Below are 23732 nucleotides of genomic sequence, written 5' to 3'. Positions count from 1 at the left end.
CCCCTCACCCCAACCCTCTCCCCGAGGGGGAGAGGGGGAAACGATTAGAACTGTGCTTCTTCGGTTGATCCCGTTAAGGCGGTGACGGAGGAGGCACCGCCCTGAATGATGGTGGTCACGTTGTCGAAGTAGCCCGTACCCACTTCCTGCTGGTGAGAAACAAAGGTATAACCCTCTTTTCCGGCGGCGAATTCTGGCTGCTGAACCTTCTCGACGTAGTGCTTCATGCCTTCACCCTGCGCATAAGCATGTGCAAGGTCAAACATGTTGAACCACATGCTGTGGATACCCGCCAGGGTAATGAACTGGTACTTGTAGCCCATGTCAGAAAGCTGCTGCTGGAAGCTGGCGATGGTTTTATCATCCAGATTCTTCTGCCAGTTGAAGGACGGCGAGCAGTTATAGGCCAGCAGTTTGCCCGGATATTTCGCATGAATGGCATCGGCAAAACGTTTTGCCAGCGCCAGATCCGGCGTGGAGGTTTCACACCAGACCAGGTCGGCGTAAGGGGCATACGCCAGGCCACGGCTGATCGCCTGTTCGATGCCTGCATGGGTACGATAGAACCCTTCACTGGTGCGCTCACCGGTGATGAACTCGCTGTCGTACGGATCGCAGTCAGAGGTGATCAGGTCAGCCGCATCCGCATCGGTACGGGCAATGACCAGCGTCGGCACGCCGAGCACGTCTGCCGCCAGACGCGCGGCAACCAGCTTCTGAATCGCTTCCTGGGTCGGAACCAGCACCTTACCGCCCATGTGTCCGCACTTCTTCACCGATGCCAGCTGATCTTCGAAGTGAACGGCCGCTGCACCGGCCTCAATCATTGATTTCATCAGCTCGAACGCGTTCAGCACGCCGCCGAAACCCGCTTCCGCATCCGCGACGATCGGCAGGAAGTAGTCAATAAAGCGCGGATCGTTGGGTTCGATGCCTGCCGCCCACTGGATCTGATCCGCACGGCGGAAGGTGTTGTTGATTCGATCAACCACCGACGGCACGGAGTTCGCCGGATAGAGGGACTGATCCGGATACATACTGGATGCCAGGTTGGCATCCGCCGCAACCTGCCAGCCGGAAAGATAGACAGCCTCAATACCGGCCTTCGCCTGCTGCAGTGCCTGACCGCCGGTCAACGCCCCGAGGCTATTGATATAACCCTTTTTGGAACCACCGTGCAGCAGCTTCCACATTTTCGCCGCGCCATTTTGCGCCAGCGTGCATTCCGGATTGACCGAGCCGCGTAATTTCACCACTTCTTCCGCGCTGTACGGACGACGAATGCCTTCCCAGCGCGGTTGTGTCCATTCTTTCTTCAGTTCTTCGATTTGTTGGGTACGGGTTTTCATGTGCAGATGCTCCATATTGTTATGTGGTGAGTTACGCCAGGAAGCGGTAGCCCGGCAGGGTCAGGAAGTCGATTAAGTCATCAGAGGTGGTGATTTGTTCCATCAGGCGTGCAGCATCGTCAAAACGTCCGCTGCTGAAGCGGTGTTCGCCCAACTCGTCCTGGATCACCCGCATTTCTTCGGCCAGCATCTGGCGGAACAGGGCTTTGGTCACCGGCTTGCCGTTGCTGAGCGTTTTTTGATGATGGATCCATTGCCAGATAGAGGTGCGGGAGATTTCCGCCGTGGCGGCATCTTCCATCAGGCCGTAGATCGGCACGCAGCCGTTGCCGGAGATCCAGGCTTCGATGTACTGCACCGCAACGCGAATGTTGGCGCGCATGCCCTCTTCCGTACGTTCACCTGCACACGGTGCCAGCAGCTGTTCTTCAGCCGTTGGCGCATCCTCTTCGCGCGTAACAAAGAGCTGATTTTTATTGTCACCGAGTACGCGGTTAAAGACTTCCATTGCCGTATCTGCGAGGCCCGGATGGGCGATCCACGTTCCGTCATGACCGTTACGCGCTTCAAGCTCTTTATCGGCCTTCACTTTGTTGAGCACCTGATTGTTACGCTCCGCGTCTTTGCTCGGAATAAATGCCGCCATGCCGCCCATCGCAAAGGCACCGCGCTTGTGGCAGGTTTTGATCAGCAGGCGCGAGTAGGCGCTCAGGAACGGCTTATCCATAGTGACGACCTGACGATCGGGCAGTACACGATCGGGATAATTTTTCAGGGTTTTGATATAGCTGAAGATATAGTCCCAACGCCCACAGTTCAGGCCGACGATGTGGTCACGCAGGGCATGCAGAATTTCGTTCATCTGGAAAACCGCAGGCAGCGTTTCAATCAACAGGGTGGCTTTGATGGTGCCACGTGGCAGGTTGAAACGATCTTCTGCATAACTGAACACGTCACTCCACCACGCCGCTTCCTGCCAGGCCTGCGTTTTTGGCAGATAGAAATAGGGGCCACTGCCTTTTGCCAGCAGGTTTTTGTGGTTGTGGAAGAAATAGAGCGCGAAATCAAACAGGCTGCCGGGAATGGCTTCCCCACGCCAGGTGACGTGTTTTTCAGGCAGATGGAGACCGCGTACGCGACAGATCAGCACCGCCGGATTCGGTTTAAGTTGATAGATTTTCCCGGCTTCGTTGGTATAGCTGATGGTGCCGTTCACGGCGTCGCGCAGGTTGATTTGCCCCTCGATAACCTTACGCCAGTCCGGTGCCAACGAGTCTTCAAAATCAGCCATAAAGACTTTAACGTTCGCGTTCATGGCGTTGATCACCATTTTGCGTTCTACCGGACCGGTGATCTCAACGCGGCGATCCTGTAAATCTTCAGGAATACCACGAATTTTCCATTCACCACGGCGAATGGAAGCGGTTTCCGAAATAAACCCAGGCAACTTGCCATCGTCAATTTCCTGCTGCTGATGAATGCGTGCTGCCAGCAGCTTATTGCGCTGCGGCGTAAAGCGGGTCACCAGTTCAGTCAGAAATTCGACCGCCTCTGCCGTCAATATTTGCTGTTCTTGCTCACCATGCGGCTGGGTAAAGGCCAGTTCGTCGACCGTCGTTGCCTGTTGAGTCATTACTCTGCTCCTCATCAAAGATCTAAAATCACGCCCCCGATGCGAACGAAAGATCGTTGTGTAGTTTTCGCTCAGCAGAATTAAGACTATCTCTATTTTTTCCAAAATCAAAAACAATTTCCATTTTATTTAATCTATAACGTTAACTCATTGATCAGTATGAAATTAAAGTTTTTCTCAATGTTGAGTAGAATTTCGGAAATAAAAAAGGCACCCGAAGGTGCCTGATGCGAACAGCTGAAACGCTTTAGGATCGTTTAATGCAGAAGATTACTCTAGCGTCGGATTCATGTGTCGCAGATCGTATGGTGTGATCTGGTAGACGTAATAGTTGAGCCAGTTTGTAAAAAGCAAATTCCCGTGGCTGCGCCAGGTTGCTCTCGGTTTGTTTTGTGGATCGTTTTTCGGGAAATAGTTGTACGGCACATCCGGATTAAGACCCGCTTCGACATCACGGAAATACTCTGACGCGAGGGTATGCGGATCGTATTCAGGATGCCCGGTTACAAAGGCAATGCGCTTATCTTTGCTGGCAAACAGGTATGCATCCCCATCTTCCGTTTCGGCCAGGATCTCCAGATCGGTGTAATCACGGATCAGCTGCGCCGGGAAATCGGCATAGCGCGAATGCGGCGCCAGAAACGAATCATCAAACCCGCGCGTCAGCAGAGCATGTGGATGAAGAATGTGGTGTTCGTATACGCCGGAGAGCTTTTCAGTGCGGGTTTGTTTAGGGATACCATAAAGAATATTCAGTGCAGCCTGGACCGCCCAACAAACAAACAAGGTGGACGTGACGTGATCTTTTGCCCACTCCAGGACCTGTTTGATCTGCGGCCAGTAGGCAACATCGTTAAATTCAACCAGACCGAGCGGTGCGCCGGTCACAATCAGGCCGTCGAAGTTTTCCCCCTGAATGTCATCGAAGTTACAGTAAAAGTTGTTCAGGTGCTCAGAAGGCGTGTTGCGTGACTCGCGCGCATCGATCCGCAGCAGCTGAATATCGACCTGCAGCGGAGAGTTTGAAAGCAGACGCAGGAACTGATTCTCTGTTTCAATCTTTTTCGGCATCAGGTTGAGAATAAGAACCTTCAGCGGGCGAATTTCCTGAACTGTTGCGCGTGAAGCCGTCATCACAAAGACGTTCTCTTCACGTAAGAAATTGACGGCTGGTAGCTCGTCCTGCACCCGAATCGGCATATCGTTGAATCCTCAAAGCATACGTATAAACGTTTAGACATCCAGACAGCTAACAATACCGAGATTCGGCCTGAATGTCGAGTCTGCAAGAGGAAGGTGAGAAAGTTTCAAGGAGAGGAATAAAACCCAAAGCAAAAAACCCCGCACCTTACGGTACGGGGTTCTTCTTGTTTGATGCCTGGCAGTTCCCTACTCTCACATGGGGAGACCCCACACTACCATCGGCGCTACGGCGTTTCACTTCTGAGTTCGGCATGGGGTCAGGTGGGACCACCGCGCTAAAGCCGCCAGGCAAATTCTGTTATCTGTATCAGGCTGAAAATCGTCTCTCACCGCCAAAACACCTTCGGCGTTGTAAGGTTAAGCCTCACGGTTCATTAGTATCGGTTAGCTCAACGCATCGCTGCGCTTACACACCCGACCTATCAACGTCGTCGTCTTCAACGTTCCTTCAGGAGACTTATAGTCTCAGGGAGAACTCATCTCGGGGCAAGTTTCGTGCTTAGATGCTTTCAGCACTTATCTCTTCCGCATTTAGCTACCGGGCAGTGCCATTGGCATGACAACCCGAACACCAGTGATGCGTCCACTCCGGTCCTCTCGTACTAGGAGCAGCCCCCCTCAATTCTCCAGCGCCCACGGCAGATAGGGACCGAACTGTCTCACGACGTTCTAAACCCAGCTCGCGTACCACTTTAAATGGCGAACAGCCATACCCTTGGGACCTACTTCAGCCCCAGGATGTGATGAGCCGACATCGAGGTGCCAAACACCGCCGTCGATATGAACTCTTGGGCGGTATCAGCCTGTTATCCCCGGAGTACCTTTTATCCGTTGAGCGATGGCCCTTCCATTCAGAACCACCGGATCACTATGACCTGCTTTCGCACCTGCTCGAGCCGTCACTCTCGCAGTCAAGCTAGCTTATGCCATTGCACTAACCTCCTGATGTCCGACCAGGATTAGCTAACCTTCGTGCTCCTCCGTTACTCTTTGGGAGGAGACCGCCCCAGTCAAACTACCCACCAGACACTGTCCGCAACCCGGATCACGGGTCTACGTTAGAACACCAGCCATTAAAGGGTGGTATTTCAAGGTTGGCTCCACGCAGACTGGCGTCCACGCTTCAAAGCCTCCCACCTATCCTACACATCAAGGACCAGTGTTCAGTGTCAAGCTATAGTAAAGGTTCACGGGGTCTTTCCGTCTTGCCGCGGGTACACTGCATCTTCACAGCGAGTTCAATTTCACTGAGTCTCGGGTGGAGACAGCCTGGCCATCATTACGCCATTCGTGCAGGTCGGAACTTACCCGACAAGGAATTTCGCTACCTTAGGACCGTTATAGTTACGGCCGCCGTTTACCGGGGCTTCGATCAAGAGCTTCGCGTTGCCGCTAACCCCATCAATTAACCTTCCGGCACCGGGCAGGCGTCACACCGTATACGTCCACTTTCGTGTTTGCACAGTGCTGTGTTTTTAATAAACAGTTGCAGCCAGCTGGTATCTTCGACTGATTTCAGCTCCACCCGCAGGGGCTTCACCTACATATCAGCGTGCCTTCTCCCGAAGTTACGGCACCATTTTGCCTAGTTCCTTCACCCGAGTTCTCTCAAGCGCCTTGGTATTCTCTACCTGACCACCTGTGTCGGTTTGGGGTACGATTTCGTGTTACCTGATGCTTAGAGGCTTTTCCTGGAAGCAGGGCATTTGTTACTTCAGCACCGTAGTGCCTCGTCATCACACCTCAGCGTTAAAAAGGTACCGGATTTACCTGGAACCTCCGCCTACATGCTTAAACCGGGACAACCGTCGCCCGGCTAACATAGCCTTCTCCGTCCCCCCTTCGCAGTAACACCAAGTACAGGAATATTAACCTGTTTCCCATCGACTACGCCTTTCGGCCTCGCCTTAGGGGTCGACTCACCCTGCCCCGATTAACGTTGGACAGGAACCCTTGGTCTTCCGGCGAGCGGGCTTTTCACCCGCTTTATCGTTACTTATGTCAGCATTCGCACTTCTGATACCTCCAGCAACCCTCACAGGCCACCTTCAACGGCTTACAGAACGCTCCCCTACCCAACAACACATAGTGTCGCTGCCGCAGCTTCGGTGCATGGTTTAGCCCCGTTACATCTTCCGCGCAGGCCGACTCGACCAGTGAGCTATTACGCTTTCTTTAAATGATGGCTGCTTCTAAGCCAACATCCTGGCTGTCTGTGCCTTCCCACATCGTTTCCCACTTAACCATGACTTTGGGACCTTAGCTGGCGGTCTGGGTTGTTTCCCTCTTCACGACGGACGTTAGCACCCGCCGTGTGTCTCCCGTGATAACATTCTTCGGTATTCGTAGTTTGCATCGGGTTGGTAAGCCGGGATGGCCCCCTAGCCGAAACAGTGCTCTACCCCCGAAGATGAGTTCACGAGGCGCTACCTAAATAGCTTTCGGGGAGAACCAGCTATCTCCCGGTTTGATTGGCCTTTCACCCCCAGCCACAGGTCATCCGCTAATTTTTCAACATTAGTCGGTTCGGTCCTCCAGTTAGTGTTACCCAACCTTCAACCTGCCCATGGCTAGATCACCGGGTTTCGGGTCTATACCCTGCAACTTAACGCCCAGTTAAGACTCGGTTTCCCTTCGGCTCCCCTATTCGGTTAACCTTGCTACAGAATATAAGTCGCTGACCCATTATACAAAAGGTACGCAGTCACCCCATAAAGAGGCTCCCACTGCTTGTACGTACACGGTTTCAGGTTCTTTTTCACTCCCCTCGCCGGGGTTCTTTTCGCCTTTCCCTCACGGTACTGGTTCACTATCGGTCAGTCAGGAGTATTTAGCCTTGGAGGATGGTCCCCCCATATTCAGACAGGATACCACGTGTCCCGCCCTACTCTTCGAGTTCACAACCTGTGCATTTTCGTGTACGGGACTATCACCCTGTACCGTCGGACTTTCCAGACCGTTCCACTAACACACAAGCTGATTCAGACTCCGGGCTGCTCCCCGTTCGCTCGCCGCTACTGGGGGAATCTCGGTTGATTTCTTTTCCTCGGGGTACTTAGATGTTTCAGTTCCCCCGGTTCGCCTCGTTAACCTATGTATTCAGTTAACGATAGTGTGTCGGAACACACTGGGTTTCCCCATTCGGACATCGCCGGGTCAAAGGTTCATATCACCTCGCCGGCGCTTTTCGCAGATTAGCACGTCCTTCATCGCCTCTGACTGCCAGGGCATCCACCGTGTACGCTTAGTCGCTTAACCTCACAACCCGAAGATGTTTCTTTCGATTCACCATCGGTTTGCGAAAATTTGAGAGACTCGAACACACATAATATGTGTGTCGTTTCAATTTTCAGCTTGATCCAGATTTTTAAAGAGCAAATATCTCAAACGTCACCCGAAGATGAGTTTTGAGATATGGGGGTCGGCGACTTTCACTCACGAACCAGCAAGTGGCGTCCCCTAGGGGATTCGAACCCCTGTTACCGCCGTGAAAGGGCGGTGTCCTGGGCCTCTAGACGAAGGGGACACTGAAGTCTCAATCGCAAGACGCCTTGCTATTTACTTTTCATCAGACAATCTGTGTGAGCACTGCAAAGGCAGGTTCTTTAAGGTAAGGAGGTGATCCAACCGCAGGTTCCCCTACGGTTACCTTGTTACGACTTCACCCCAGTCATGAATCACAAAGTGGTAAGCGCCCTCCCGAAGGTTAAGCTACCTACTTCTTTTGCAACCCACTCCCATGGTGTGACGGGCGGTGTGTACAAGGCCCGGGAACGTATTCACCGTAGCATTCTGATCTACGATTACTAGCGATTCCGACTTCATGGAGTCGAGTTGCAGACTCCAATCCGGACTACGACGCACTTTATGAGGTCCGCTTGCTCTCGCGAGGTCGCTTCTCTTTGTATGCGCCATTGTAGCACGTGTGTAGCCCTACTCGTAAGGGCCATGATGACTTGACGTCATCCCCACCTTCCTCCAGTTTATCACTGGCAGTCTCCTTTGAGTTCCCGGCCGGACCGCTGGCAACAAAGGATAAGGGTTGCGCTCGTTGCGGGACTTAACCCAACATTTCACAACACGAGCTGACGACAGCCATGCAGCACCTGTCTCAGAGTTCCCGAAGGCACCAATCCATCTCTGGAAAGTTCTCTGGATGTCAAGAGTAGGTAAGGTTCTTCGCGTTGCATCGAATTAAACCACATGCTCCACCGCTTGTGCGGGCCCCCGTCAATTCATTTGAGTTTTAACCTTGCGGCCGTACTCCCCAGGCGGTCGACTTAACGCGTTAGCTCCGGAAGCCACGCCTCAAGGGCACAACCTCCAAGTCGACATCGTTTACGGCGTGGACTACCAGGGTATCTAATCCTGTTTGCTCCCCACGCTTTCGCACCTGAGCGTCAGTCTTTGTCCAGGGGGCCGCCTTCGCCACCGGTATTCCTCCAGATCTCTACGCATTTCACCGCTACACCTGGAATTCTACCCCCCTCTACAAGACTCTAGCCTGCCAGTTTCGAATGCAGTTCCCAGGTTGAGCCCGGGGATTTCACATCCGACTTGACAGACCGCCTGCGTGCGCTTTACGCCCAGTAATTCCGATTAACGCTTGCACCCTCCGTATTACCGCGGCTGCTGGCACGGAGTTAGCCGGTGCTTCTTCTGCGGGTAACGTCAATTGCTGCGGTTATTAACCACAACACCTTCCTCCCCGCTGAAAGTACTTTACAACCCGAAGGCCTTCTTCATACACGCGGCATGGCTGCATCAGGCTTGCGCCCATTGTGCAATATTCCCCACTGCTGCCTCCCGTAGGAGTCTGGACCGTGTCTCAGTTCCAGTGTGGCTGGTCATCCTCTCAGACCAGCTAGGGATCGTCGCCTAGGTGAGCCATTACCCCACCTACTAGCTAATCCCATCTGGGCACATCTGATGGCAAGAGGCCCGAAGGTCCCCCTCTTTGGTCTTGCGACGTTATGCGGTATTAGCTACCGTTTCCAGTAGTTATCCCCCTCCATCAGGCAGTTTCCCAGACATTACTCACCCGTCCGCCACTCGTCACCCGAGAGCAAGCTCTCTGTGCTACCGTTCGACTTGCATGTGTTAGGCCTGCCGCCAGCGTTCAATCTGAGCCATGATCAAACTCTTCAATTTAAGTTTGATGCTCGTGAATTAAACTTCGTAATGAATTACGTATGTTCACTCAGAGACTTGGTATTCATTTTTCGTCTTGCGACGTTAAGAATCCATGTCACTTTGAGTGCCCACACAGATTGTCTGATAAATTGTTAAAGAGCAGTTGCAACGCGGCTTTCGCTCACCGTTGCGAGGTGGCGTATATTACGCTTTCCTCTTTCAGAGTCAACCCGTTATTTCAGGATTTTTTCTCTTCAACCGACCGGGTTGTCTGTGAAGTGATTCACATCTGCCGTGTCGATGGAGGCGCATTATAGGGAGTTCTCTGCAGGCCGCAACCGCTAAATGACAGAAAAATGACTGACTGCTGCATTCCACAGCAAAACCCCGCCTTATACCCTTTTACACACAGACTTATCCACAATGATACGAAAAAGTAAAAATGTGCGAGCGTTGCGCAAACGTTTTCGTTAAAATGCTCGCGCTTCACAAGGATGCCTCGTCAGGTGTGTTAGATGAGTTTTTCGCAGGAAAATTCATCTAACGCTCTCTGTAATCGTGAAATCCAGGGGATTTACCATGCAACAACGTCGTCCAGTCCGCCGCGCTCTGCTCAGTGTTTCTGATAAAGCCGGTATCGTCGAATTCGCTCAGGCACTTTCTGCACGCGGTGTGGAGCTGCTTTCTACAGGCGGCACCGCACGCCTGTTAGCAGATAAAGGTCTGCCGGTAACCGAAGTGTCCGATTACACCGGTTTCCCGGAGATGATGGATGGACGCGTCAAAACTCTGCATCCGAAAGTGCACGGCGGTATTCTTGGCCGTCGCGGCCAGGACGATGCCATTATGGAAAAGCATGATATTGCGCCAATCGACATGGTTGTCGTTAACCTCTACCCGTTTGCCCAGACCGTTGCCCGCGAAGGCTGCTCTCTGGAAGATGCGGTAGAAAATATTGATATCGGCGGCCCGACCATGGTGCGCTCTGCAGCCAAGAACCATAAAGATGTGGCCATCGTGGTGAAGAGCAGCGATTACAACACCATTATTAGCGAGATGGATGCCAACGAAGGGTCACTGACGCTCGACACGCGTTTCGACCTCGCTATCAAAGCCTTCGAACACACCGCTGCATACGACAGCATGATCGCCAACTACTTCGGTAGCCTGGTGCCGGCTTACCACGGTGAAAGCAACGATCCTTCTGGCCGCTTCCCGCGCACGCTGAACCTGAACTTCATCAAGAAGCAGGATATGCGTTACGGCGAGAACAGCCACCAGCAGGCTGCCTTCTATATAGAAGAAGAGATCAAAGAAGCCTCGGTTGCCACCGCTCAGCAGGTTCAGGGCAAGGCGCTCTCCTACAACAATATTGCTGACACCGACGCTGCGCTGGAATGCGTGAAAGAGTTCAGCGAGCCAGCCTGCGTTATCGTCAAGCACGCTAACCCATGCGGCGTGGCGGTGAGCACCTCTATTCTGGACGCTTACGACCGTGCTTACAAAACCGACCCGACCTCCGCGTTTGGCGGCATTATCGCCTTCAACCGCGAGCTGGATGCCCAAACCGCGCAGGCCATCATCTCCCGACAGTTTGTTGAAGTGATCATTGCACCATCGGCATCCGAAGAAGCGCTCAAAATCACCGCAGCAAAACAGAATGTGCGCGTACTGATTTGCGGTCAGTGGGCAAATCGCGTGCCGGGTCTGGACTTCAAACGCGTGAACGGCGGCCTTCTGGTTCAGGATCGCGATCTGGGTATGGTGACAGAAGCTGACCTGCGCGTAGTGACCAAACGCCAGCCGAGCGAGCAGGAGCTGCGTGACGCGCTGTTCTGCTGGAAAGTGGCGAAGTTCGTCAAGTCCAACGCCATCGTCTACGCCAAAGAGAACATGACCATCGGAATAGGCGCAGGCCAGATGAGCCGTGTCTACTCTGCGAAAATTGCCGGGATCAAAGCAGGTGATGAAGGGCTGGAAGTGAAAGGTTCCGCCATGGCCTCTGATGCCTTCTTCCCGTTCCGTGACGGTATCGATGCGGCAGCCGCTGTAGGCATTACCTGCGTGATCCAGCCAGGTGGTTCTATCCGCGACGACGAAGTGATTGCCGCCGCCGACGAACACGGTATCGCGATGATCTTCACCGACATGCGCCACTTCCGCCATTAATTCCCGGAGCAGAAAAATGAAAGTATTAGTGATTGGTAACGGCGGACGCGAGCACGCCCTGGCGTGGAAAGCGGCGCAGTCTCCGCGGGTGAAAACGGTCTTCGTGGCACCGGGTAACGCCGGTACTGCCCTGGAACCCGCTTTGCAGAACGTCGCCATCGGTGTGACCGATATCCCGGCCCTGCTGAACTTTGCCCAGAATGAGAAAATCGATCTGACCATTGTCGGCCCGGAAGCGCCCCTGGTGATTGGCGTAGTTGACGCGTTCCGCGCTGCTGGCCTGAAAATCTTCGGACCAACGGAAGGTGCTGCCCAACTGGAAGGGTCTAAGGCCTTCACCAAAGATTTCCTGGCACGTCACAACATCCCGACGGCGGAATATCAGAACTTCACCGAAGTGGAGCCAGCTCTGGCTTACCTGCGTGAAAAAGGCGCGCCGATCGTTATTAAAGCCGACGGTCTGGCCGCCGGTAAAGGCGTTATCGTTGCGATGACCCTCGAAGAAGCGGAAGCCGCGGTTCAGGATATGCTGGCTGGCAATGCCTTTGGCGATGCAGGCCACCGTATCGTGATTGAAGAGTTCCTCGACGGCGAAGAAGCGAGCTTCATTGTCATGGTCGACGGCGAGCACGTTCTGCCGATGGCCACCAGCCAGGATCATAAACGCGTGGGTAATGGCGATACCGGTCCTAATACCGGCGGGATGGGCGCCTACTCCCCTGCCCCGGTGGTGACGGATGAAGTACATCAGCGCACCATGGACCGCATTATCTGGCCTACCGTGAAAGGCATGGCGGCGGAAGGGAATACCTACACCGGTTTCCTCTATGCAGGTCTGATGATCGACAAGCAGGGCAACCCTAAGGTTATCGAGTTCAACTGCCGCTTTGGCGATCCGGAAACTCAACCGATAATGCTGCGCATGAAATCGGACCTGGTCGATCTGTGTCTGGCGGCTTGCGAAGGCAAGCTGGACGAAAAAACCTCAGAGTGGGACGAACGTGCGTCTCTGGGCGTAGTGATTGCTGCGGGCGGTTATCCGGGTAACTACAAAACCGGTGATGAAATCCACGGCCTGCCGCTGGAAGAGATTGACGGCGCGAAGGTATTCCACGCGGGTACGAAACTGTCTGACGACGAGCGCGTACTGACCAACGGCGGCCGCGTCCTGTGTGCTACCGCACTGGGTCATACCGTTGCAGAAGCGCAGAAGCGTGCCTATGCGCTGATGGCGGATATTCACTGGAACGGTAGCTTTAGCCGTCAGGATATTGGTTATCGTGCGATTGCGCGCGAGCAGGGCGAGTAATTTTCCCCCTCACCCTAACCCTCTCCCTCAAGGGAGAGGGGATTTACGTCAAAAACTCTTCTCTGTCGGCTGCCACGTGCAGAAATCTTCGTTCGCCACCAGCAACAGCTGAGAGCCTTCCGGCGCCTCAAGCCACGCGACACTCACTTCCATTGATGAATGACGCTGACGGCGTTGAATATGTTCGGTCGCCCAGGATTCAAGCTCAGGCTTCACCGTCTGCCCTTCGCAGGTGGTTACCGTGCCATCGTTATGCCAGCGCCCCTGACGCAGCACCACACGTCCCAGACGAAGCGCATCGCTGGTCTGGCGGATTTGTTCAGCACGATAGCGGTAGAGGGCAATCTGATCGCTGGAAAGCTGCTGTTTTTGACCACTCACTTCACGCTGCATAAAGCTCAGCTCACCATGGTCGTCAAAACGCACTTTCACATGTTCGGGGGTTTTACTGTAGACGTTCAGTTCAATCAGCGACAGGTAATCACCCTGCCAGCGATACTCCGCGGTCGACGTATTGCCGTTATGCCACGGACTGAAAGCAGAGAGCAGATGCACTTCGCCGCCGGAATCTTTGCGCCATATCCTCACCGCACCCTGATTGTCAGCGTACCCGCTGGCGGTAAACGGTGGCAGAGAGGTGTCGTGGCTGCAGGCAGACAGCAGAAGCACGCCTGCCAGCGCGAGCGTTCCACGCCAGAATGACAAAAGGGGCGTTGCCGCCCCTTCGCTAAAACTGTTCACTGCCACGCGTCTTACTTAACAGCGTCTTTCAGTGCTTTACCAGAAACAAATGCCGGCACGTTAGCTGCGGCGATTTTGATTTCTTTACCGGTCTGCGGGTTGCGGCCAGTACGCTCAGCGCGGTGGTTCACTTTGAAGGTACCGAAACCAACCAGTTGTACAGCATCGCCTTCTTTCAGAGACTCAGTAATAGCAGCCAGGGTAGATTCCAGAGCAGCTTTAGCCTGCACTTTAGACAGATCAGCCTTGTCCGCAATTACATCAATCAGTTGAGTCTTGTTCATAAGTTATCCTTTCAATGTGTTTATCGCTTGCTAAGCATCGAGTGCGACGAAAATGCCAAAAAAGCACTCTCCTGCATACACGCACCGATAGCCACTTTTTTTCGCCCCCCAAATGTAGACCAGACGGGGGGCAGAAGGGAAGAGTCGAGGTGCGACAAAACAGGCGTTAAATCACGTTTTGTTGTCTCATTGGTTAAAAATTATACCAATATTGCTCTCACCCGACTCACGTAAGTCCGCACGCAGCCCTTTGATCAGCTCAATGTCACGTTCTTCACACTCTGCCAGCAGGCGGAAAATTTCCCACTGGATATCCCATTCCTGCTCAACCGCCGGGTTAGCTCGCAGCTCTTCGTCGGTCATTTCACGGCCTTCCTGGGTCATTTCGAGCATCGCAACGGTCGTAATGGATGCCTTACTGACTTCGATAGCATGCTCCAGGGTTTCGCCACTCAGACGGGAGTGGATCAGCTCACTTAATGCCACGCAGGCATCAATGGCCGGATAGACACCGTACAGATCAAAATCATCCGCGGCCGGGATCGCCTCTTCCAGCTTTTCCAGTTGGGAGTCGAAATTCACCTTTGCGTCTTTGACCGTCAGCGTTTCCCAGATCAAATCCAGAATGCGGCGGTAGATATGACCATCACCAAAGCCCGTCTGCTTACAGAACGCGGCATAGTTGGGATACATGCGCTCGCACAGGCAAGCCATAAAGGTGACGTGCTGCCAGCTTTCCAGCTTCTCAAGGCGCAGATGAATCGGGTTTTGTAACATGATGATGTCTCGAATCGAAAATTAGCCGCAGTTTACCTGAATCACGGCTGAATTTCCTGCCAACGAACAAAAGCCGGACGCGAGGAAGCGACGGCGTCCGCCCAGCGGGTTGGCTCCGGTAAACGGTAGCCCTTCATGCAGCGCTGAACCCACGCCAGTGCGCTGTCCATGCTCACCCGGTGACCGGTCGCGATAAACAGCGGATTACAGCGCGCTTTGCTGCGCCAGACCCACGCCAGCTGCTCGCCTTTATGGATAAGCGGCGCCAGCGCACCCGGCTCGGGGGAAAGTGGTTCAAACGCGCCACACAGGCGTTTTTTGGCAACGCCAATGGTCGGCACATCCACCAGCAGCCCAAAATGGCTGGCCACGCCTAAACGGCGCGGATGTGAGATACCGTGTCCATCCACAAACAGCAGGTCAGGTTTTTGCGAGAGCTGCTCCCATGCTGCCAGCAGCGCGGGATACTCGCGAAAGGAGAGGAAACCCGGAATGTACGGCATAGTGGTGGCGATACGCGCCACCTTGTACTCAACCAGCTCCAGCGAAGGGTATTTCAGAACCACCATCGCCGCTCGCGTCACTTCACCACCCTGCTCGAATCCGACGTCCGCTCCGCCAATGCACTGCGGGGGATCCTTATCCAGGCGATCCTCGCGGATCACCGATGAAGCCAGTTCAATTTGCTGAGCGCGTAGCGACGCGAGATCCATAACCACTCCTTACTGGTGATACTGGGCAGAAAGCCGATGCACCGCCTCCACAAATACGCCTGCATGCTCTGGCGGAACATCCTGATGAATGCCGTGGCCGAGGTTAAAGACGTGGCCTTCCCCCTGGCCGAAACCAGAGAGTATAGTCGACACTTCTTCTTCAATGCGGGCTGGCGGTGCATAGAGCATGGACGGGTCCATATTGCCCTGCAGCGCCACTTTGTCGCCCACGCGACGGCGAGCATCAGCGATATCGGTCGTCCAGTCGAGACCCAATGCATCGCAGCCGGTCGCCGCCATCGCTTCCAGCCACTGACCGCCACCTTTGGTGAACAGCGTCACCGGCACGCGGCGGCCTTCGTTTTCACGCAGCAGGCCATCAACGATTTTGTGCATGTAATACAGGGAGAACTGCTGATAATCGCGCCCGGTCAGTACGCCACCCCAGGTATCGAAAATCATCACTGACTGCGCGCCCGCTTTAATCTGCGCGTTGAGATAGAGCGTGACGCTCTTCGCCAGCTTGTCCAGCAGCGCATGCAGAGCCATCGGCTCGGCGTACATCATTTTTTTGATCACGGTAAAAGCTTTGCTGCTGCCACCTTCAACCATGTAAGTTGCCAGCGTCCACGGGCTACCGGAGAAGCCAATCAGCGGCACTTCGCCTTTCAGCTCACGGCGAATGGTGCGCACGGCGTTCATCACATAGCCCAGTTCGCCTTCCGGATCGGGGATCGGCAGCTTATCCACGTCGGCTTTGCTTTTGATCGGGGAGGTAAAACGCGGGCCTTCGCCGGTTTCAAAGTACAGGCCAAGGCCCATTGCATCCGGAATGGTCAGAATGTCCGAAAAGAGAATGGCGGCATCCAGCGGGAAGCGGCGCAGCGGCTGGAGCGTCACTTCACAGGCCAGCTCAGCGTTTTTGCAAAGCGACATAAAATCACCTGCCTGCGCACGCGTGGCTTTGTACTCTGGCAGATAGCGTCCTGCCTGGCGCATCATCCACACCGGGGTGACATCAACGGGCTGGCGCAGCAGCGCACGCAGATAACGATCGTTCTTCAGTTCGGTCATTTTTGCAGTTCCTTAAGCGTCATGGCCTCAGTGTAACACTACTCATACTCGGCCCGACACATCGCCACGGTATCTTCTATCAGCCGACGCGCCACGGTGCCGGGTGGCGGTAACAGAGGCAAATCGTCATAACGATACCAGTTCGCGTCCAGCAGCTCTTTCTGATCGATAACGATCTCACCGCTGTCGTATTCCGCCATAAACGCCGTCATCAGGGACATCGGGAATGGCCACGGCTGAGACGTTACGTAGCGCAGGTTTTTCACCTTGATCCCGCTCTCTTCCATCACTTCACGCGCTACCGCCTGCTCCAGCGTTTCACCCACTTCGACGAAACCGGCAAGAACGGTATAAATGCCGTTGCGATGGCGGGTATGCTGCGCCAGCAGGATAGTATCCTCACGGCGAATGGCGACGATAATGCAGGGTGCAATCTGCGGATAGTAACGTTCACGGCAGTGGCCGCAGAGCATTGCCCACTCGGTTTTGCTCGGGTGCATGGTATGGCCGCAGTAGCCGCAGTATTTATGCGAGCGGTAAAATTCCGCCAGCTGGACGCCGCGCCCCGCCAGCTGGAACAAGCCAACATCCTGATCCAGCACCTGACGAACCGATCCCATCTCCTGACGGCGAGGCTGTTGGATCAACCACACTGCATCCCCCTGCCATTCACCAATCTTCAGTGCTGGCTGGCCAACAAGATCGAACGCCTCTGCTGCACCATAAGGGATCTCCCCGGCAGGAAGCCATAGTTTTTGTTCGTGACTGACGATCCACCAACCCAGATCTGATTTTTCAATAATACGATCCATATCTATTGCACTACCTTCGCTTCACTGACATGTTGTTAGCATTGTGGTTACATTTTGGATAAGCAGATTCAATTCTCAACCTTGCGGAGTCAACCATGTTAAACCAGCTAGAAAGCCTGACTGAGCGCGTTAGAGGAAGTAACAAACTGGTGGATCGCTGGCTACATGTACGCAAGCATCTACTCGTGGCTTATTACAATCTGGTCGGTATTAAGCCTGGCAAAGAATCGTTTATGCGGCTGAATGAAAAAGCGCTGGATGATTTTTGTCAGAGCCTGGTCGACTACCTGTCCGACGGACATTTCAATATTTATGAACGTATTATCCGCGAAATGGAAGGGACAACGCCGTATTTAGCGGCCAGTAAACTCTATCCGTTGCTGGAAGCCAACACCCAGCAGATCATGGATTACTACGATTCCACGCTCGAAAATGCCATCGATCACGACAATTATCTTGAGTTCCAGCAGGCGCTTTCCGATCTTGGCGAAGCGCTGGAAGAGCGATTCACGCTGGAAGACAGGCTGATCGCCCTCGTCCTGGATAACGGCCTGGATGTGAGTAACGAAGATAACATCGCGCGCCCTGCTTGAGTTCTTAATCGTTAACGAGTAATTTACAACCATTCGCCCCTCTGCGGAGGGGGATTTTTCTTGTCGGAGTGCCCAGCGCTTAAACGCGCGGGCTGAGACCGTTAATTCGGGATCCGCGGAACCTGATCAGGTTAATACCTGCGAAGGGAACAAGAGTCACACTGCTGTTGTATCGCCCCTGAGGCGATCTTCTCTTGCTTCATCCGTCGTCTGACAAGCCATGTCCTTCACTTCTGGAATGAGCTATGTCTACCACTAAACTGACCCGTCGCGAACAGCGCGAACACGCCCAACACTTCATCGATACCCTGGAAGGTACCGCTTTCCCGAACTCGAAGCGCATATACATCACCGGTTCACAGGCCGACATTCGCGTGCCGATGCGCGAAATCCAGCTTAGCCCGACGCTTATCGGCGGCAGCAAAGATAACCCGCAATATGAAGACAACGAAGCCGTCCCGGTGTATGACACCTCCGGCCCGTATGGCGATCCCTCTGTTGCCATCAATGTTCAGCGGGGTCTGGCAAAGCTGCGCCAGCCGTGGATTGACGCACGTAACGACTGTGAAGAACTCAACGAACAAAGCTCGTCGTACACCAAAGCGCGCCTGGCCGACGACGGTCTGGACGAATTGCGTTTCACCGGTCTGCTGACGCCAAAACGCGCCAGAGCGGGCAAACGCGTGACCCAGCTGCACTATGCGCGCCAGGGGATCGTCACACCGGAGATGGAGTTCATCGCCATTCGTGAAAACATGGGCCGCGAGCGTATCCGTAGCGAAGTGCTGCGCCACCAGCATCCAGGTGAAGGGTTTGGCGCTCGCCTGCCGGAAAACATCACGTCGGAGTTTGTGCGTGACGAAGTGGCCGCTGGCCGCGCGATTATCCCTGCCAACATCAACCACCCGGAATCCGAACCGATGATTATCGGCCGCAATTTCCTGGTGAAGGTCAATGCCAATATCGGTAACTCTGCCGTCACTTCCTCCATCGAAGAGGAGGTAGAAAAGCTGGTCTGGTCAACGCGCTGGGGCGCGGACACGGTAATGGACCTCTCAACTGGCCGTTATATTCACGAAACCCGCGAGTGGATCCTGCGTAACAGCCCGGTCCCGATTGGTACCGTCCCGATTTATCAGGCGCTGGAGAAAGTGAACGGCATCGCCGAAAACCTCACCTGGGAAACCTTCCGCGACACGCTGCTGGAGCAGGCGGAACAGGGCGTGGACTACTTCACGATTCACGCTGGCGTGCTGCTGCGCTACGTGCCGATGACCGCAAAACGTCTGACCGGCATCGTCTCCCGCGGCGGGTCCATCATGGCAAAATGGTGTCTGTCACATCATCAGGAAAACTTCCTCTACGAACACTTCCGCGAGATCTGCGAAATCTGCGCCGCCTATGACGTATCCCTGTCGCTGGGCGACGGCCTGCGTCCGGGCTCCATTCGCGATGCCAACGACGAAGCGCAGTTTGCCGAGCTGCACACGCTGGGCGAACTGACAAAAATTGCCTGGGAGTATGACGTACAGGTGATGATTGAAGGCCCTGGACATGTGCCTATGCAGATGATCCGCCGCAATATGACCGAGGAGCTGGAGCACTGCCACGAAGCGCCGTTCTATACTCTGGGGCCCCTGACCACCGATATTGCACCGGGCTACGACCACTTCACCTCCGGGATTGGCGCAGCGATGATCGGCTGGTTCGGCTGCGCCATGCTCTGCTACGTCACGCCGAAAGAGCACCTGGGCCTGCCAAATAAAGAGGACGTGAAGCAAGGACTAATTACCTACAAGATTGCCGCTCATGCGGCGGATCTGGCGAAAGGCCACCCGGGGGCGCAAATCCGCGATAACGCCATGTCGAAGGCGCGCTTTGAATTCCGCTGGGAAGATCAGTTCAACCTGGCGCTGGACCCCTTCACCGCCCGCGCCTACCACGACGAAACCCTGCCGCAGGAATCGGGCAAGGTGGCACACTTCTGCTCCATGTGCGGTCCAAAATTCTGCTCGATGAAAATCAGCCAGGAGGTACGCGACTACGCCGCCGCACAGACCATTGAAGTGGGTATGGCAGACATGTCAGAAACCTTCCGCGCGAAAGGCGGCGAGATCTACCTCAAAAAAGAGGAGGCCTAATGTACCAGCCTGATTTCCCCTCCGTGCCCTTCCGTTTAGGGCTCTATCCGGTGGTGGACAGCGTGGAGTGGATCCAACGCCTGCTGGAGGCAGGCGTTCGCACCCTCCAGCTGCGCATCAAGGATAAGCGCGATGAAGAAGTTGAGGCCGACGTTATCGCCGCCATCGCGCTGGGACGACGCTACCACGCTCGTCTGTTTATCAACGACTACTGGCGGCTGGCCATTAAGCACCAGGCGTACGGCGTCCATCTGGGTCAGGAAGATCTGGAAACTACCGATCTTAACGCTATCCGCAAAGCCGGGCTGCGGCTGGGGGTGTCGACACACGACGATATGGAAATTGACGTGGCACTGGCGGCGCGCCCCTCCTACATTGCCCTCGGCCACGTTTTTCCGACGCAAACCAAGCAGATGCCCTCCGCACCACAGGGTTTAACGCAGCTGGCCTTACACGTTAAGCGCCTGGCCGATTATCCCACCGTTGCCATTGGCGGGATAAGCCTTGAACGCGCCCCTGCGGTACTGGAAACCGGCGTCGGCAGTATCGCCGTCGTCAGCGCGATTACCCAGGCGGGGGACTGGCAGGCGGCCACGGCACGGCTTTTACAGCTGGCAGGAGCGGGCGATGAATGACCGCGATTTTATGCGCTACAGCCGTCAAATTCTGCTGGAGGATATCGCCATCGACGGGCAGCAAAAGCTGCTCGCCAGCAGGGTGTTGATTGTTGGTCTGGGTGGATTAGGCGCCCCCGCCGCGCTTTATCTGGCAGGCGCAGGTATCGGTACGCTGGTGCTGGCCGACGACGACGAGGTGCACCTCAGCAACCTGCAGCGACAAATCCTCTTCACGACAAAGGACATTAATCAACCCAAAGCGCAGATTACCCGCCAGAGGCTGAATCAGCTCAACCCGGACATCGAACTGATTGCACTCCAGACGCGGCTGAGCGATGAAAATCTGCACCGTGAGGTCGCCCTTGCCGACGTGGTGCTGGACTGCACTGACAACATGGCGACGCGTCAGGCGATCAACGCCGCCTGCGTGATCAATAACACGCCCCTGATCACCGCCAGCGCGGTGGGGTTCGGCGGACAGATGATGGTCCTGACGCCCCCCTGGGCGCAGGGCTGCTATCGCTGCCTGTGGCCGGACGATGCCGAGCCCGCACGCAACTGCCGCACGGCAGGCATTCTTGGCCCGGTAGTCGGAGTAATGGGCACCCTTCAGGCGCTTGAGGCCATCAAGCTGCTCAGCGGCATGGAGACGGAACGTAATACGCTGCGGCTGTTCGACGCTCGTTCAGGCGGCTGGCGCCATCTGGCCTTAAACCGCGCCAGCCACTGCCCGGTATGCGGAGGCCGCGATGCGCATTCTGTTTAACGATGAGCCGATAAGCTGCGACGACGGGCTGACCATTGCCGCCCTGCTCGATAAGTTACGTCAGCTCAAGCCGGGAACGGCGCTGGCACTCAATCAACAGATCCTACCGCGCGAGCAGTGGGAACATCAGCAGGTCAATGACGGCGACCAGATCCTGCTGTTTCAGGTTATCGCAGGGGGCTGAGATGCTACATATTGCCGATAAAATCTTTGATTCACATCTGTTTACCGGAACCGGAAAGTTCGCCTCTCCACAGCTGATGGTAGAGGCCATCCGTGAAAGTGGCAGCCAGCTGGTGACGCTGGCGATGAAACGCGTGGATCTGCGCCAGCACAACGATGCCATTCTTGCGCCTTTGCTGGAGGCAGGCGTTACGCTCTTGCCCAACACCTCCGGTGCAAAAACGGCGGAAGAAGCAATTTTCGCCGCACAGCTGGCACGTGAAGCGCTCGGTACCCACTGGCTGAAGCTGGAAATTCATCCGGATGCCCGCTGGCTGCTGCCGGACCCGATTGAAACGCTGAAAGCAGCAGAAAAGCTTGTGCAGCAAGGGTTTACCGTCCTGCCTTACTGCGGGGCGGACCCTGTGCTGTGTAAGCGTCTGGAAGAGGTCGGCTGTGTCGCCGTGATGCCGCTGGGTGCGCCAATTGGCTCTAATCAGGGTCTCGAAACTCGCGCGATGCTGGAGATCATCATTGAACAAGCCACCGTGCCGGTGGTGGTCGATGCGGGGATTGGCGTACCAAGCCATGCCGCGCAGGCGCTGGAGATGGGGGCCGACGCGGTACTGGTCAATACGGCGATTGCGGTGGCTGACGATCCGGTCATGATGGCGCGCGCGTTCCGCATGGCCGTAGAGGCCGGCTTGCTGGCAAGAGGATCCGGCCCTGGCTCGCGCAGTTTTCAGGCGCAGGCCACCAGCCCGCTGACCGGTTTTCTGGAGGCTCTCTCATGAGCACGTTTACCGAACGCTGGCGTCAGCTCAACTGGGACGATATCGCCCTGCGTATCAACAGCAAAACGGCGGCTGACGTGGAGCGTGCCCTGAATGCCCGTCATCTGACCCGTGAGGACCTGATGGCCCTGCTCTCTCCGGCGGCCAGCGCGTACCTTGAACCGATGGCGCAGCGCGCTCAGCGCCTTACCCGCCAGCGTTTTGGCAACACGGTAAGCTTCTACGTTCCACTTTATCTCTCGAACCTGTGCGCCAATGACTGCACCTATTGCGGTTTCTCCATGAGCAACCGCATCAAGCGGAAAACCCTTGATGAAGATGAGATCGCACGTGAGTGCGCCGCCATTCGTGAAATGGGGTTCGAACATCTTCTGCTGGTCACGGGCGAGCATCAGGGAAAAGTGGGAATGGACTATTTCCGTCAGCACCTTCCGGCGATACGTCGCGAGTTTGCGTCGTTGCAGATGGAGGTACAGCCCCTGTCGCAGGACGAGTACGCGGAGTTAAAATCGCTCGGGCTGGATGGGGTCATGGTTTACCAGGAAACCTACCACGAGGCAACGTACGCCCGGCACCACCTGAAGGGGAAGAAACAGGATTTCTTCTTCCGGCTGGAGACACCGGACAGGCTGGGCCGCGCCGGGATCGATAAAATCGGTCTCGGGGCGCTGATTGGGCTCTCCGACAGCTGGCGGGTCGATTGCTACATGGTGGCAGAACATTTGCTGTGGCTCCAGCAGCACTACTGGCAGAGCCGGTATTCTATCTCTTTCCCCCGCCTGCGCCCCTGCGCAGGCGGAATAGAACCGGCATCGCTGATGGATGAGCGTCAGCTGGTGCAGACTATCTGCGCGTTTCGCCTGCTCGCCCCGGAGGTTGAATTATCGCTTTCAACGCGTGAGTCCCCGGCGTTTCGCGATCGCGTGATCCCGCTGGCAATTAACAACGTTAGCGCGTTTTCCAAAACACAGCCGGGCGGTTACGCCGACGATCACCCGGAGCTGGAACAGTTTGCACCGCATGACGGGCGACGTCCGGAGGCAGTCGCCGCCGCCCTGACGGCACAGGGTCTACAGCCGGTCTGGAAAGACTGGGACAGCTGGCTGGGAAGAGCCTCGCAATAACGTTGAAACACGCTGCAATACGGTAAAAAAGTGTCGAGACGCTACGGAAAGCTAAAACCGGACGATTGTCAGCGATTGTCCGGTTTTTTATTGTCACCCGGTCAGCAAGGGATGCTGGCCAGGGCGAAAAGCTTCTTCCTCGTTTCGCCCTGCCTCCGATTTCTTGCATAAATGGGGCGGCAAAAACATGGATAAGGAATTTCTTAGTGATTCTTAAGATAAATCATCTTGCCGAAAATCGTGTTCCGTATAATTCACCGCGAACCGCAGGACAGCGACTATGCTGAGAGGATATCGGCAGACAAAAAATATTCACCATCAGGATCGATGTACAACTC

Annotated in this window: 18 protein-coding genes, 1 tRNA gene, 3 rRNA genes and 1 riboswitch; of the genes, 9 read left to right on the top strand and 13 right to left on the bottom strand. The window is 55.1% G+C overall.

Features of this window, described 5'->3' with window-relative positions; genetic code table 11:
• Positions 1 to 44: 44 nt before the first annotated feature.
• The 7 genes from aceA to G0034_RS01070 all read right to left on the bottom strand — a co-directional run bounded on the left by aceA (position 45) and on the right by G0034_RS01070 (position 9336).
• Entirely contained in the window at positions 45 to 1349 is a 1305-nt protein-coding gene (aceA, locus tag G0034_RS01100; protein ID WP_014882085.1) for an isocitrate lyase, read from the bottom strand.
• Between the two features lie 31 nt (positions 1350 to 1380).
• On the bottom strand, positions 1381 to 2982 hold the full coding sequence (gene aceB, locus G0034_RS01095) for a malate synthase A (protein ID WP_014882084.1): 1602 nt from the start codon (positions 2980 to 2982) through the stop codon (positions 1381 to 1383).
• Positions 2983 to 3252: 270 nt separating this feature from the next.
• Positions 3253 to 4182 carry a homoserine O-acetyltransferase MetA gene (gene metA / locus G0034_RS01090; protein WP_014882083.1) on the bottom strand — a complete coding sequence of 310 codons (930 nt, stop codon included), beginning with the start codon at positions 4180 to 4182 and terminating at the stop codon, positions 3253 to 3255.
• A 176-nt stretch (positions 4183 to 4358) separates the two neighbouring features.
• Positions 4359 to 4474, bottom strand: a 5S ribosomal RNA gene (rrf, locus tag G0034_RS01085).
• A 64-nt stretch (positions 4475 to 4538) separates the two neighbouring features.
• Positions 4539 to 7443 (bottom strand): 23S ribosomal RNA (locus tag G0034_RS01080).
• A 192-nt stretch (positions 7444 to 7635) separates the two neighbouring features.
• Positions 7636 to 7711, bottom strand: a tRNA-Glu gene (locus tag G0034_RS01075).
• An 85-nt stretch (positions 7712 to 7796) separates the two neighbouring features.
• Positions 7797 to 9336 (bottom strand): 16S ribosomal RNA (locus G0034_RS01070).
• The 16S, 23S and 5S rRNA genes sit together here with 1 tRNA gene alongside, the layout of an rRNA operon.
• A gap of 561 nt (positions 9337 to 9897) precedes the next feature.
• Here G0034_RS01070 and purH point away from each other — a divergent pair.
• Both purH and purD read left to right on the top strand, forming a co-directional pair.
• Positions 9898 to 11487, top strand: a complete 1590-nt coding sequence (gene purH / locus G0034_RS01065) for a bifunctional phosphoribosylaminoimidazolecarboxamide formyltransferase/IMP cyclohydrolase (protein WP_023331770.1) — start codon at positions 9898 to 9900, stop codon at positions 11485 to 11487.
• A 16-nt stretch (positions 11488 to 11503) separates the two neighbouring features.
• Entirely contained in the window at positions 11504 to 12796 is a 1293-nt protein-coding gene (gene purD / locus G0034_RS01060) for a phosphoribosylamine--glycine ligase (RefSeq protein WP_047028107.1), read from the top strand.
• Between the two features lie 48 nt (positions 12797 to 12844).
• On the opposite strand, the gene G0034_RS01055 is transcribed toward purD, so the two are convergent.
• The 6 genes from G0034_RS01055 to nudC form a co-directional block, all read right to left on the bottom strand.
• Positions 12845 to 13537, bottom strand: coding sequence for a DUF1481 domain-containing protein (locus tag G0034_RS01055; RefSeq protein WP_014882080.1), 693 nt, complete (start codon positions 13535 to 13537; stop codon positions 12845 to 12847).
• Between the two features lie 11 nt (positions 13538 to 13548).
• Positions 13549 to 13821, bottom strand: coding sequence for a nucleoid-associated protein HU-alpha (hupA, locus tag G0034_RS01050; protein ID WP_002445246.1), 273 nt, complete (start codon positions 13819 to 13821; stop codon positions 13549 to 13551).
• 186 nt (positions 13822 to 14007) lie between these two features.
• On the bottom strand, positions 14008 to 14598 hold the full coding sequence (locus G0034_RS01045) for a YjaG family protein (RefSeq protein ID WP_014882079.1): 591 nt from the start codon (positions 14596 to 14598) through the stop codon (positions 14008 to 14010).
• A gap of 41 nt (positions 14599 to 14639) precedes the next feature.
• Positions 14640 to 15311 (bottom strand): deoxyribonuclease V, encoded by a 672-nt coding sequence (gene nfi, locus G0034_RS01040; protein WP_179120428.1) that lies wholly within the window; start codon positions 15309 to 15311, stop codon positions 14640 to 14642.
• 9 nt (positions 15312 to 15320) lie between these two features.
• Positions 15321 to 16385 (bottom strand): uroporphyrinogen decarboxylase, encoded by a 1065-nt coding sequence (gene hemE / locus G0034_RS01035; protein ID WP_023336588.1) that lies wholly within the window; start codon positions 16383 to 16385, stop codon positions 15321 to 15323.
• Between the two features lie 38 nt (positions 16386 to 16423).
• Complete coding sequence (gene nudC, locus G0034_RS01030; protein ID WP_023338926.1) at positions 16424 to 17197, bottom strand: NAD(+) diphosphatase; 774 nt, start codon at positions 17195 to 17197, stop codon at positions 16424 to 16426.
• A 95-nt stretch (positions 17198 to 17292) separates the two neighbouring features.
• On the opposite strand from nudC, the gene G0034_RS01025 reads away from it, so the two are divergent.
• The 7 genes from G0034_RS01025 (at position 17293) to thiH (ending at position 23394) form a co-directional block, all read left to right on the top strand.
• A complete protein-coding gene (locus tag G0034_RS01025; protein ID WP_014882075.1) occupies positions 17293 to 17790 on the top strand; it encodes an Rsd/AlgQ family anti-sigma factor in 498 nt (165 codons plus the stop codon).
• 54 nt (positions 17791 to 17844) lie between these two features.
• Positions 17845 to 17956, top strand: a riboswitch (TPP riboswitch).
• A gap of 79 nt (positions 17957 to 18035) precedes the next feature.
• Entirely contained in the window at positions 18036 to 19931 is a 1896-nt protein-coding gene (gene thiC, locus G0034_RS01020) for a phosphomethylpyrimidine synthase ThiC (RefSeq protein WP_179120427.1), read from the top strand.
• Positions 19931 to 20566: a thiamine phosphate synthase gene (gene thiE, locus G0034_RS01015; RefSeq protein WP_117582332.1), complete on the top strand. Its 636-nt coding sequence runs from the start codon at positions 19931 to 19933 to the stop codon at positions 20564 to 20566. The genes thiC and thiE overlap by 1 nt, the downstream gene beginning before the upstream one ends.
• On the top strand, positions 20559 to 21314 hold the full coding sequence (thiF, locus tag G0034_RS01010) for a thiazole biosynthesis adenylyltransferase ThiF (protein ID WP_047028103.1): 756 nt from the start codon (positions 20559 to 20561) through the stop codon (positions 21312 to 21314). The genes thiE and thiF overlap by 8 nt, the downstream gene beginning before the upstream one ends.
• Positions 21298 to 21498: a sulfur carrier protein ThiS gene (gene thiS / locus G0034_RS01005; protein ID WP_014882071.1), complete on the top strand. Its 201-nt coding sequence runs from the start codon at positions 21298 to 21300 to the stop codon at positions 21496 to 21498. The genes thiF and thiS overlap by 17 nt, the downstream gene beginning before the upstream one ends.
• A 1-nt stretch (position 21499) precedes the next feature.
• Complete coding sequence (thiG, locus tag G0034_RS01000; RefSeq protein ID WP_050862834.1) at positions 21500 to 22270, top strand: thiazole synthase; 771 nt, start codon at positions 21500 to 21502, stop codon at positions 22268 to 22270.
• A complete protein-coding gene (thiH, locus tag G0034_RS00995; RefSeq protein WP_014882069.1) occupies positions 22267 to 23394 on the top strand; it encodes a 2-iminoacetate synthase ThiH in 1128 nt (375 codons plus the stop codon). Before thiG ends, thiH begins: the two co-directional genes overlap by 4 nt.
• Positions 23395 to 23732 lie beyond the last annotated feature (338 nt).

This window comes from Enterobacter sp. T2, from assembly GCF_010692925.1.
Classification (GTDB): domain Bacteria; phylum Pseudomonadota; class Gammaproteobacteria; order Enterobacterales; family Enterobacteriaceae; genus Enterobacter; species Enterobacter kobei.
The sequence above is the reverse complement of the archived record's forward strand: the minus strand, read 5'-3'. Positions and strand labels throughout refer to the sequence as shown.

What these genes read in the sequence shown, in the direction of transcription:
- thiS (WP_014882071.1), top strand. Translation starts at nt 21,298, where the DNA reads ATGCGCATTCTGTTTAACGATGAGCCGATAAGCTGCGACGACGGGCTG.
- nfi (WP_179120428.1), bottom strand. Translation starts at nt 15,311, where the DNA reads ATGGATCTCGCGTCGCTACGCGCTCAGCAAATTGAACTGGCTTCATCG.
- thiF (WP_047028103.1), top strand. Translation starts at nt 20,559, where the DNA reads ATGAATGACCGCGATTTTATGCGCTACAGCCGTCAAATTCTGCTGGAG.
- purD (WP_047028107.1), top strand. Translation starts at nt 11,504, where the DNA reads ATGAAAGTATTAGTGATTGGTAACGGCGGACGCGAGCACGCCCTGGCG.
- aceB (WP_014882084.1), bottom strand. Translation starts at nt 2,982, where the DNA reads ATGACTCAACAGGCAACGACGGTCGACGAACTGGCCTTTACCCAGCCG.
- hemE (WP_023336588.1), bottom strand. Translation starts at nt 16,385, where the DNA reads ATGACCGAACTGAAGAACGATCGTTATCTGCGTGCGCTGCTGCGCCAG.
- G0034_RS01025 (WP_014882075.1), top strand. Translation starts at nt 17,293, where the DNA reads ATGTTAAACCAGCTAGAAAGCCTGACTGAGCGCGTTAGAGGAAGTAAC.
- thiC (WP_179120427.1), top strand. Translation starts at nt 18,036, where the DNA reads ATGTCTACCACTAAACTGACCCGTCGCGAACAGCGCGAACACGCCCAA.
- purH (WP_023331770.1), top strand. Translation starts at nt 9,898, where the DNA reads ATGCAACAACGTCGTCCAGTCCGCCGCGCTCTGCTCAGTGTTTCTGAT.
- thiE (WP_117582332.1), top strand. Translation starts at nt 19,931, where the DNA reads ATGTACCAGCCTGATTTCCCCTCCGTGCCCTTCCGTTTAGGGCTCTAT.
- metA (WP_014882083.1), bottom strand. Translation starts at nt 4,182, where the DNA reads ATGCCGATTCGGGTGCAGGACGAGCTACCAGCCGTCAATTTCTTACGT.
- aceA (WP_014882085.1), bottom strand. Translation starts at nt 1,349, where the DNA reads ATGAAAACCCGTACCCAACAAATCGAAGAACTGAAGAAAGAATGGACA.
- thiG (WP_050862834.1), top strand. Translation starts at nt 21,500, where the DNA reads ATGCTACATATTGCCGATAAAATCTTTGATTCACATCTGTTTACCGGA.
- nudC (WP_023338926.1), bottom strand. Translation starts at nt 17,197, where the DNA reads ATGGATCGTATTATTGAAAAATCAGATCTGGGTTGGTGGATCGTCAGT.
- G0034_RS01045 (WP_014882079.1), bottom strand. Translation starts at nt 14,598, where the DNA reads ATGTTACAAAACCCGATTCATCTGCGCCTTGAGAAGCTGGAAAGCTGG.
- thiH (WP_014882069.1), top strand. Translation starts at nt 22,267, where the DNA reads ATGAGCACGTTTACCGAACGCTGGCGTCAGCTCAACTGGGACGATATC.
- hupA (WP_002445246.1), bottom strand. Translation starts at nt 13,821, where the DNA reads ATGAACAAGACTCAACTGATTGATGTAATTGCGGACAAGGCTGATCTG.